The sequence below is a fragment of the [Clostridium] clostridioforme AGR2157 genome, from assembly GCF_000424325.1.
Classification (GTDB): domain Bacteria; phylum Bacillota; class Clostridia; order Lachnospirales; family Lachnospiraceae; genus Enterocloster; species Enterocloster clostridioformis_A.
Map to the genome: position 1 here is coordinate 23,449 of NZ_AUJR01000049.1, position 10,629 is coordinate 34,077.

The 10,629-nt window shown below is 49.4% G+C and carries 8 protein-coding genes and 3 pseudogenes; 2 read left to right on the forward strand and 9 right to left on the reverse strand.

Annotated elements, in window-relative coordinates:
• Positions 1–44 precede the first annotated feature (44 nt).
• The 3 genes from G614_RS0118775 to G614_RS0118785 form a co-directional block, all read right to left on the reverse strand.
• Positions 45–1,385 (reverse strand): citrate synthase, encoded by a 1,341-nt coding sequence (locus tag G614_RS0118775; protein ID WP_027643181.1) that lies wholly within the window; start codon positions 1,383–1,385, stop codon positions 45–47.
• Between the two features lie 30 nt (positions 1,386–1,415).
• On the reverse strand, positions 1,416–3,719 hold the full coding sequence (locus tag G614_RS0118780) for a hydratase (RefSeq protein ID WP_027643182.1): 2,304 nt from the start codon (positions 3,717–3,719) through the stop codon (positions 1,416–1,418).
• Positions 3,720–3,936: 217 nt separating this feature from the next.
• Positions 3,937–4,992 carry a CPBP family intramembrane glutamic endopeptidase gene (locus tag G614_RS0118785; RefSeq protein WP_027643183.1) on the reverse strand — a complete coding sequence of 352 codons (1,056 nt, stop codon included), beginning with the start codon at positions 4,990–4,992 and terminating at the stop codon, positions 3,937–3,939.
• Positions 4,993–5,166: 174 nt separating this feature from the next.
• Here G614_RS0118785 and G614_RS0118790 point away from each other — a divergent pair, with 174 nt between their 5' ends.
• A complete protein-coding gene (locus G614_RS0118790; protein ID WP_027643184.1) occupies positions 5,167–5,817 on the forward strand; it encodes a Crp/Fnr family transcriptional regulator in 651 nt (216 codons plus the stop codon).
• Here G614_RS0118790 and G614_RS30315 read toward each other — a convergent pair.
• The 3 genes and pseudogenes from G614_RS30315 to G614_RS0118805 all read right to left on the reverse strand — a co-directional run.
• Positions 5,806–5,940 (reverse strand): annotated as a pseudogene (locus G614_RS30315) (EAL domain-containing protein); the annotation flags it as partial. The gene G614_RS0118790 and the pseudogene G614_RS30315 sit on opposite strands and share 12 nt — an antisense overlap.
• A gap of 133 nt (positions 5,941–6,073) precedes the next feature.
• A complete protein-coding gene (gene rd, locus G614_RS0118800) occupies positions 6,074–6,238 on the reverse strand; it encodes a rubredoxin (protein WP_002587718.1) in 165 nt (54 codons plus the stop codon).
• Between the two features lie 206 nt (positions 6,239–6,444).
• Positions 6,445–8,541, reverse strand: a complete 2,097-nt coding sequence (locus G614_RS0118805; RefSeq protein WP_027643185.1) for an elongation factor G — start codon at positions 8,539–8,541, stop codon at positions 6,445–6,447.
• A gap of 196 nt (positions 8,542–8,737) precedes the next feature.
• On the opposite strand from G614_RS0118805, the pseudogene G614_RS34595 reads away from it, so the two are divergent.
• A pseudogene (locus G614_RS34595) lies at positions 8,738–8,930 on the forward strand (transposase domain-containing protein); the annotation flags it as partial.
• 141 nt (positions 8,931–9,071) lie between these two features.
• Here the strand turns inward: G614_RS34595 and G614_RS35090 are convergent.
• The 3 genes and pseudogenes from G614_RS35090 to G614_RS28065 all read right to left on the reverse strand — a co-directional run.
• On the reverse strand, positions 9,072–9,140 hold the full coding sequence (locus G614_RS35090) for a hypothetical protein (protein ID WP_420341531.1): 69 nt from the start codon (positions 9,138–9,140) through the stop codon (positions 9,072–9,074).
• A gap of 343 nt (positions 9,141–9,483) precedes the next feature.
• Positions 9,484–9,831, reverse strand: coding sequence for a hypothetical protein (locus tag G614_RS32965; protein ID WP_027643187.1), 348 nt, complete (start codon positions 9,829–9,831; stop codon positions 9,484–9,486).
• Between the two features lie 360 nt (positions 9,832–10,191).
• Positions 10,192–10,491 (reverse strand): annotated as a pseudogene (locus G614_RS28065) (transposase); the annotation flags it as partial.
• Positions 10,492–10,629: the final 138 nt, after the last annotated feature.

A 10,629-nucleotide genomic window follows, 5' to 3' on the forward strand; every position in this document is an offset into this window, starting at 1 on the left:
ATATTCACATATATCAGGAAACCGGAATGGCAATACCGGGCATCCTATCTCTCAGACATAGGCACATAATCCATGTTGTCGCCCACATACTTGGTTGCCGGACGCATAATACGGCCGTCATACAACTTATTCTCGATATTATGGGCCACCCAGCCCACAACGCGGCTGCACACGAACAGAGGTGTGTATAAATCCCTTGGAATCCGCAGCATGCCATATGCAAACCCGCTGTAGAAATCCACATTGGTGGGAAGGGCCTTGCCCTTGGTTTCCTCCATGACTTCCCTGGCAATGCGCTCGAAACGCATGTAGAAGTCCAGCTCCCTGGTATGCTTCTGCTCCTTGGCCACCTCCATACAGCAGGCCTTTAAGACCTCCGCACGGGGATCGGACACCGTGTAAACAGCATGGCCGAAGCCGTATACAAGGCCGGAACGGTCATAGAGCTCTCCTGCCATCAGCTTCTCTACTGCCTGGCGGATTTTCTTATCGTCTGCATCATAGCCGCCTGTTTCAGAAAGCACGGCATCCATCATCTCTGCCACCTTGATATTGGCGCCGCCGTGGCGCGGTCCCTTAAGAGAACCGATGCCGCCGCATACCGTGGAATAGATGTCAGTGCCGGTGGATGCAATCACCACATTGGTAAAGGTGGAGTTGTTGCCGCCGCCGTGATCCGCATGAAGCATGAGTATGGTATCCAGCAGATTAGCCTCCTTGGACGTGAATTTCTGGTCCTTTCTCAGAAGACTTAAGAAATTCTCGGCAATGGAATATTCCGGATTTGCATAATGAATGAAAAGGCTTTCCCTGTCATAATAATGCACCTTGCTCTGATACGCGTAGCAGGCAATGGAGGGAAGCTTTGCCAAAAGGTTGACGCCCTTGACCAGGGTCTGGTATACATCAATATTATCCGGGTCATCATCGTAATTATACAGGGTAAGGACCGCGTCCTGAAGCTTATTCATCAGATTCTTACCGGGAAGGCGCAGCAGGTTCATTTCCACGAACTCATCCGGAATGGTGTAGCATTGTCTCACCACATTGCAGAACTTCTCCAGTTCGGCTTTCTTTGGCAGATATCCAAACAGTAAAAGGAAACAGGTTTCCTCATATCCGAAATGGCTCTCCTTTTTCCCCTTTACCAGGTCCAGTACATCCACGCCGCGGTAGAGAAGCCGTCCGGGAACGGCCTTGATTGCGCCGTCTGCCTCCTCATATCCCACGACGTCGGCCACCCTGGTAAGGCCTATCCGCACGCCGGTTCCGTCCTCATTCCTGAGGCCCTTCTTTACATTGTACTCTTTATACCATTTATTAGGAATATCCGTATAATTCTGCGACTTCCCATAGAACTGTGCGAGAAAACTTTCCTTAACCATGTGCCCATACTCCTTTCACAAATATCCCTATCAATGTCTGCCCCTGTTATAGTTAATCAGACAACCGGCCTTGACGATTTCCCGCTCCTCTGCCGTCATATCCGCAATATATAAATCCAGAGTTCTTATGCTGCTGCCCTCTTTTCCCAGCACATAAGCCTTAATATCCTTTAAATCCCCGTCCAGGGCTTTCCTTACGCCCGGAACATAAATATAATCTCCTACCTCAAAGCAAGGATCCTCCTCCATCTGGAAAGGAACCATGCCCCAGTTCATCACATTGGAACGGTAACGCTTGGTGGCGTACTCCTTACAGATATTGGCCAGGCCGCCGATAACTCTCTGGCAGCTGGCTGCCTGCTCCCTGGCAGAACCGTCGCCGGGTTTTACAGCATAAATCATGCTGCCCACTTCCGTGTCCTGAACCGTCACATTCTCATTGCCTTCAATGACGCGGATGGCGTCAAAGAGCTTCTCCAAAACAGGCTCCAGCTCCAGTTCCTTTGCCGCGCCCTCCTTTGTCCTGGCCTTTTCCAGCTTATCTACTTCCTTGGCTCTTCCCACATATTCCGGGTCCCTTCTGAATAAGGTGAATTCTGCCAATCCCAGCGGATTGGACCGGTAGGATGAGGTCTCGCCGGAAGGAATCAACTCATCGGTGGTGGTCACAGGGTCCATGATTTTGGAACATACCTTCAGGAGAATATTGTCTGCCAGAGGGCTCATCTCCGGCCAGTCCTTGATATTCGGTCCATAGACCAGTTCCTTTTCCCCATCGCCTTTGTTGTATCCCATGTATACCCGGTTCTTATAGGAAATGTTATCAAATTCATACTCGGGCACATTGCCCCAGCCCTCCAGCTCCCATGCGGAGGTAAGCCTTCCTCCGCTGGCTGCCGTGGCTGCAATGGAGCGCGCATCCATCAGAGCAACCGCAGCCATCTGGCCGCTGCCCGGTTTGGAGCCTTCCCTGTTCGGGAAATTTCTGGTAGTATGGCGGATGCTCAGACCGTTGTTGCAGGGCGTATCGCCTGCACCGAAGCAGGGGCCGCAGAACGCAGTCCGTATGATGGCGCCTGCGTCCATCAGGTCGGACACGGCACCCTTCTTCACCAGGTCCGCAAAGACAGGCTGTGAAGACGGATATACAGCCAGGGAGAACTCGTCGCAGCCGCAGTTCTTTCCCTTTAATACACGGGCAGCTTCCATCACGTTGGAATAGGTGCCTCCTGCACAGCCTGCAATGACTGCCTGCTGAACCATAAGCTGGCCCCCTTGAATCTTATCCCTCAGGGTAAAGGATGCCTTACCGCCCGATACCCTGGCTGCTTCTGCCTCCACCATGCCCAGTATGTCGTCAAGGTTGGCCTTCAGCTCGTCAATCTCGTATGTATTGCTGGGGTGGAAGGGCAGGGCAATCATGGGCTTTACCGTGGACAGGTCCACGTATACGCAGCCGTCATAGTATGCCACATCCGCGGGAGCCAGTTCCTTATAATCTTCCTCCCTGTGGTGCTTGGCCAGATATGCCTTCGTGTCATCGTCCGTCCTCCATATGGATGAAAGGCAGGTGGTCTCTGTGGTCATGACATCCACGCCATTGCGGTAATCTGTTGTCATGGAAGCCACGCCCGGTCCCACGAACTCCATCACCTTATTCTTTACATATCCGTTCTTAAACACGGCTCCGATAATAGCCAGGGCAATATCCTGGGGACCGGTTCCCGGCTGCGGCGCACCGTCCAGATAAACTGCTATGACGCCCGGATATGCCACATCATATGTATCCTTAAGAAGCTGCTTTACCAGCTCTCCGCCGCCTTCACCTATGGCCATGGTTCCCAGCGCCCCGTAACGGGTATGGCTGTCGGAACCAAGTATCATTCTGCCGCATCCTGCCATCATCTCCCTCATGTACTGATGAATGACCGCAATATGTGGAGGAACATAGATGCCCCCGTATTTCTTCGCCGCGGACAGGCCGAACATGTGGTCATCCTCGTTGATGGTCCCTCCTACCGCGCAAAGGGTATTGTGGCAATTTGTCAATACATAAGGAATCGGGAACTTTTCCATGCCGGAAGCCTTGGCTGTCTGTACAATACCCACGAAGGTGATGTCATGGGATGCCATGCTGTCAAACCGCAGCTTCAGATGTTCCATGTCACCGGATGTGTTGTGGGCCTCCAGAATGGAGTAGGCAATGGTCCCTTTCCTGGCGGATGCCTGGTCTGCGTCCTTGCCGGTCAGTTTCTTTACCTTTCCGTTCTCTGATTCCGGTACGATTTCAGTGCCGTTAACCAGATAAATACCGCTGTCATACAATGATACCATTTCATTACCTCCTGTGTCTGATTTTATGAAAAAGGGCTGGCTTGGATTACCGCCTGCCCCCTTACATTCGTTGGTTATTACTATAAAACAAAATATTCGATTTGTCCAGTTTTTTTATTGTAGTTATCACAGCTTTTACATTGTGTATCATGTTAACTCTGACATACCCGCCGCTGTCACATGCTAATACTTTATCGCATCAAAGCGCCTGTGTAAATCACCAATTTAATATAAACAAGCCGCAGCATATGACAAAATAGACAAGCATCCCCACATTCAGAAATGCCGTCTTAAATGCTCTTCCCTTTCTCAGGGGCCATTGTCCCGGCTGGAAGGTAATCTGGCGCCGGTACATGATGATAAGGGTAAGGGCTGCAATGAGGCAGGCCAGCATGAAAAACAGATATGCCAGTATCATGATGGAGGAAAACGCAGTCACCAGCCACCCCATGTCAACTCCCAGAATATATTCAATCTGCCGGATAATCCAAGGCCCCTTTGCCAGTCCCTGGGCACCCTTTGACAGTTCCACGGTGATGACGCCACCTAACAGGTTAAACAGCATATGGAACCCAATGGTGTATCCCACCTTCCCTGTCTTTGCGTACACGTAAGCCCAAAGAATTCCAATGCCAAAGGCATAAAAGAACTGTGAAAAATTGCCGTGGGCCATGCCGAACATAATTCCTGACATGATGATTGCTGCTTTCTGTCCATATCCCAGCAGACGGTCCATGACCAGCTTCCTGAAAAAAAGCTCCTCCACCACAGGTGCCATGATGACCGTTGTCAGCAGATTGACCCACAGGCTGGAATTTCTGATAAGCTGGTCCAATAAAACGGAATCAGGTCCCGATGGCTGTAAAAGCCCTACCAGCCTGCCCAGAATATTTCCTGCCAGCCCGATTCCCACTGAAATGACAAAGAAGGACGCAAATTTACAGAATCCCCACTGCTCCTTCTGGGGCGAACCGCACTTCGGCACAAGCTGGAGCAGTCCTGCCACCGCCGGAAAGGCCACCAGGTACATGGGCAGGGACGACATCAGCATACGCCCCGTAAATCCGTAGAAATCAATGAAATCACCCAGCAGAGCATCCAACAGCCCCACCAGGACCATGACCACCACCTGGGCAGCCAGGGTAATAAGTATGAACGCTGCCGCCGCCAGCCCCACATGTGAGAACTGTTTCCTCTGGCGCCGCTCCATGGCAGCTGCCTGCCGCAGGTCCGGCTCCCAGGCCGTACCCTGGTTTTCATTATCGTATATCATAGGCCATAACCAGTCTCCTTCATCAGAACTTATACAGCGCGGCTCTGGTTCTATATGTCACACCGCTCTGTGTAGGGACTGCCAAAAGACAGTCCTTTTTAGTGTTGCAATTGCAACAGAAAAGTATTATGATATTAAATATCATACCATAAAAGATAGCAGGGTAAAAGAAATATGACAGAATATTTTCAGAAAAACCTATTTAAAGACATTTCCATTGACGAGTATAAAAAACTGCTCTCCTGCCTGGACGGAAGGACAAAACAGTTTAAGACAGGCGAGACCATATGCGATTACGATGAGGGCTTTCATGAAATCGGCATCATAGGGAAAGGCACCGCCTCCGTTGTCCGCTATGAATACAACGGAGCCAGAACCATCCTGGAGCGCCTGGGCCCCCAGGACATCTTCGGCCATCTGCTGTCCTACGAGGGCAGCGAGCATGCCGGTATCAGCGTTGTCTGCGACAGCCCCTGTGACATTCTCTTCATCCGCTATGCCACCATCGGCTCTCCCTGTACCAAGTCCTGTGCCCACCACCACCAGCTGACCCAGAATCTGCTGGACCTGATTTCGGAGCGGGCCTTAAACTTAAGCCGCAGGGTGGAGGTCCTGTCCCAGCGCACCATCCGTGAGAAGCTCATATGTTACTTCATGCAGCTGGCCGCCCAGGCCAAAGCCTCCTCCTTCAGCCTCCCCTTTACCATGGTGGACCTGGCCGATTACCTTTCCATTGACCGCAGCGCCATGACAAGGGAGCTGAAGCGCATGAAAGAGGAAGGACTGATTGAGATGGACAAGCGCTGTGTCCGCCTATTCCTTTAACCTGTCTTCAAACTGCCGGGCGCTCATAGGGCGCCCAAAATAATATCCCTGTATATATTCCATTCCCAATACCCTTACAGCCTCATATTCCTCTTTTGTCTCCACTCCCTCCAGGCATACCTTCTCCCAAAATCCTCTTTACTGTATTTGAAGGCTTTTCTCTATTGTAAACTCTTTCCAGATTATGCACAAGGGGAAAATCAAATAAAGAGGCGCCCCTCCAGGTTTTATCCGGGAATGGGCGCCAGCGCACACCTTATTCTTCAACAACAGAGAACATATCTTTTCCAACTCCGCAGATAGGACATACCCAATCATCCGGAATATCCTCAAACGCAGTTCCCGGCTCAATTCCCCCGTCCGGATCGCCTACCTCAGGGTCATATATCCATCCACATGGATCACATACATATTTTTTCATTATCATTTCCTCCTTAATTATCATATCATTTACCTTGGTTTTGAATCATTTCCTTTGATGTCATTACTATATCATAAGTATTCCTGTTTTTCTGTGACATTTGCAACATTTAAATCATTTTTTGATATAATTTGCCACATATTGCGGAAAAGATGCATGGAAAAACAGCTGCCCAAACTTACTCCGGGCAGCTGTGGCATTTACTTTTATTCGCCGTCCTTAGCTGCAGCCCTGGCTTCTATCTCACGTTTCTGTACATCACCGGGAGCCTGCTCATAGCGGCTGAATTCATAGGAATAATCGCCCAGACCGCCTGTCATGGAGCGGAGGTCCGTATTATATCCAAAGAGCTCAGACATAGGAATATCCGCCTCAATGACCTGCTTGCCGTTGTGATTGGAATTCATGCCCAGCACGCGTCCTCTTCTGCGGTTTAAATCGCCCATGACGTCGCCTGTAAACTTATCCGGAACAGTGACCTTAAGGGAGGCAATCGGTTCAAGGAGCACTGGATTTGCTTCCATAAAGCCCTGCTTAAAGGCAAGAATGGTCGCCATCTTAAATGCCATCTCCGAGGAATCCACCGGGTGATAAGAACCATCCAGAAGGGTTGCCTTTAAGCCCACAACCGGATAACCTGCCAATGGTCCCTTTAATACGCATTCCTGCAGTCCCTTCTCAACAGCCGGGAAGTAGTTCCTCGGTACGGAACCGCCGAATACCTTTTCCTCAAATACATACGGTGTCTCCAAATCGCCGGATGGCTCAAACTCCATGATGACATCGCCATACTGTCCGTGTCCGCCGGACTGTTTCTTATGCTTGCCCTGTACCTTTACTTTCTTGCGCAGGGTCTCGCGGAATGCAAACTTAGGCTGGCTTAAGGTCACATCAACCTTATAGCGGCTCTGCAGCTTGCTGATTACCACATCCAGCTGCTGATCGCCTATGCCGTATAACAGGGCCTGACGGTTCTCAGCGTCGTTGACCACCTTAAGGGTTAAGTCTTCTTCCATCATCTTAGCCAGAGCTGTGGATACCTTGTCATCCTCGCCCTTGTTCACAGCCTTATATGCCATGTATGTGTATGGTGTGGAGGTCTGGGGCTTATGGTATACAATGGGTGCTGTGCGCACAGCCATAGTATCGCCGGTCTGGGTCACGGTCAGCTTTGCAACGGCTCCGATGTCGCCTGCTCTCAGCTCCTGCACCTCAATCTGGTCCTTGCCCCGCAGGGTATAGAGCTTGCCAATCTTTTCCTCGGTATCCTTATTCACATTATACACAATCGTGTCACCCTTAAGGGTACCTGTACAAATTTTCATCAGTGAGTACTTGCCGATGAATGGGTCCACGATGGTCTTGAACACTCTTGCGGACAGGGATACATCGTCATTGTACTTGGCGGTAAAGCGCTCGCCTGTGGAAACATCCACGCCGATACACTCAAAATGGTCAGGTGACGGGAAGTATTTGTCAATGGCCTGCAGCAGGACCTTAAAGCCCTGGCAGTTAATGCCGGAACCCATCATGACAGGAACGATGTCTCCTTCAATAACATGGGTTCTCAGTGCGGTGGAAATCTCCTCCTGGGTAAACTCTTCTCCAAGGAAGTAACGCTCCATATATTCTTCACTGGTCTCGGCAACAGCTTCAATGAGGGCATCTCTGGCAATGGTCAGGTTTTTCCGGACATAATCCGGAATCTCACACTCTTCATAATCACTTAAGTTAGTGAAACGGCGTCCGCCCATCTTTACCACATTGACGAAACCTACGAACTTTTCATTTTCACGGATTGGCAGCTGGAACGGAGCAATCTTACGTCCGAACTTAGTCTCCAGCTTAACTACAAGCTCACGATAGCTGGCATGGTCATCGTCCATATTTGTGACGAAAATCAGCCTGGGCAGGTTGTACTTCTCGCACATCTCCCATGCCCTCTCTGTACCAGGCTCAATACCTGCCTTACAGTTGACAACGATAATGGCTGCATCGGCAACACTGATTGCCTCCTCAACCTCTCCTACAAAATCAAAAAATCCCGGCGTATCCAGAAGGTTAATCTTAATTGGCCCGTCCTCTCCCTCATATTCCAAAGGAATCAGGGTGGCGGAGATAGAAAACTGTCTCTTGATTTCTTCCTTGTCATAATCGCTGATGGTGTTTCCGTCCGGCACCTTGCCCATACGTTTTGTAACACCAGTCAGCAGCGCCAATGCTTCCGCAACTGTTGTCTTACCAGCGCCTCCATGTCCAAGTAATACAACGTTGCGGATTTGTTCAGTTCCATATACGTTCATAAACTTCCCTCCTGTTCATTAAATTTAAGCCTATGCGTATATTTTACTAAATTTTTCAGAATTTTTCAAGCATTTTATATGATTTGCACAACATTCTTTTGAGGTTGCATGTCCAGTCGCGGGAAACAACGTAAAATCAAGGCAAAATGGTCGCATATCGTTTCATCTTATCCATACCTTTGCTTGTTGTCATACCAATGGGGCAAAAAGTTCTGCAATCATCTACAGTATTGCAGAAACAGCAAAAGCAAACAATCTGAAACCTTAACTTTGAATATCTCCTGACAGAGATTCCTAAGCATGTGGATGACAAGGACAGATCTTTTCTGGAAGATTTGCTGCCGTGGTCAGACAAACTGCCAGAGAATATCCGAAAACCACAAAAATAAGGATCAACGGGCCATGCAAAATGGCCCGAAACTTGTCAAGGTACCGGCTTTGGTGCGTTTACAGTACAAAAGCCTTCAAACCATGCTTAAATTTCTTAGGTTTGAAGGCTTTAATGTCTGGAGCATTACTCATATAATTTTTTACAATAACTCATCCGGTACTTTGGGCTGAAATCCCGGACCCCATGATGCCAATCCAGCTCCCGCCACCGCAAATCTCTCAATAAAAGCTGCAACCAATTCTTATTGTCGTTTCCATTGCCGTTGTTGCCGCTTCCGGTGTTGTCCTTGTTGTTACCATTCCCATTACCGGAATTCCCCTTCCAGTCATCATCGGTATGCAGGTTGTAGTTCAGCTGGAATATGCGGTTCCCGTCGCCGTCATAGGCCATGGCCACCAGCAGGTCGTGGGCATCACGCACTGCCTTAAGACGGTTCTCCACGCTGTACTCATAGCTCTTCTCCACCTTGCGGTTCCCATCCGTTCGGTTTCCATCGGCATCATAGGTGTATTCCACGTTCTTGTAATGCTTCCCGTCGTATTCCCGGACCTTTACCATCTGGTTCGATGCATTGTAGGTGTACTCCGCGCTTTCCTGCACGCTTCCGTCCGGGCTTTGCTGCAGAAGATACGGTTTCCCATATCATCATACTTGAACACATAGTCATAACGGCCCTGGCGGTCCTCATTCTCAGTTGCGGTCAGGAGCTTGCCGTCTTCATCGTATGTGAAGGCTCGTTTCGTCTCTATGATCTGGAAGTTGTAGATAACGTCCTTGTCATGCTTGTTGATATGCTTGTTGCCGTGCGGGAACAGGTCATCGTGCCAGCTCTCATGCTTCCCGTCATGCTTGTCATCCCAGGCATACGCATACAGGCTTTCAACCGCATCCTCCGCCACGATGAACCCGCGGTCATCATAGGTGTAATCATACCGGCTGACAATCCATCCGCATTCATCGCACCTATTGAGTTTGTATATCTTTTACATTTGATGGGTTTAGTGCATTAAAATCTTCAAGTGTTTTCTCAAATCCACCGGACTTTTCAAAGTTACGAGCCACACCTGCATTATTTGTTGTTTCTTCAGCACCTTCAAGTATATCTTCTATTTTTTTAGAATTAGAATCCCCCTTGGCACTGAGTCATCCAGCTTATAACTTTTGCACCTTTTTCTCTGTTCTTTTGGAAAAGGTGGTAAACCAATCGCTGTGTTTCTTCTGGTTCTATCTTAGCACAAACTGTTTGGGAGCGACAACAGTTATCGCTCCGGCTCCCGATATTCCGTATGGTTCTTCAGCATCCCATATACGATATTTACCAAGCGCCGGGATACACAGATTAATGCCTGCTGTTTATTCTTTCCGTCCGCAACCCGTTTCAGATAATACTCCCGAAATACCTTATTTCTTGGTGTCCCGTTTGTTGAAACCTGTATCATCTGAATCGCCATAAAATAGAAGATGGCTTGCAACCGCCTGTTTCCCTGCTTCGGACACATGTCCTTCCCTTTTCCCGCTGATGAAAAATTGACTGGCGCTATCCCGGCGAATTTCGCCATGTGCCGGTTTACGCCCAGGGCACGGCCATCGCAAGGGGGAATAAGCCTATCCATCTCCACAACCTACGAACTTTACAGGTTATTCCTTCCGGAGAGAAACCTCTCTGGAAGTGTGTCGTATGTTACCTCTGGTGACAG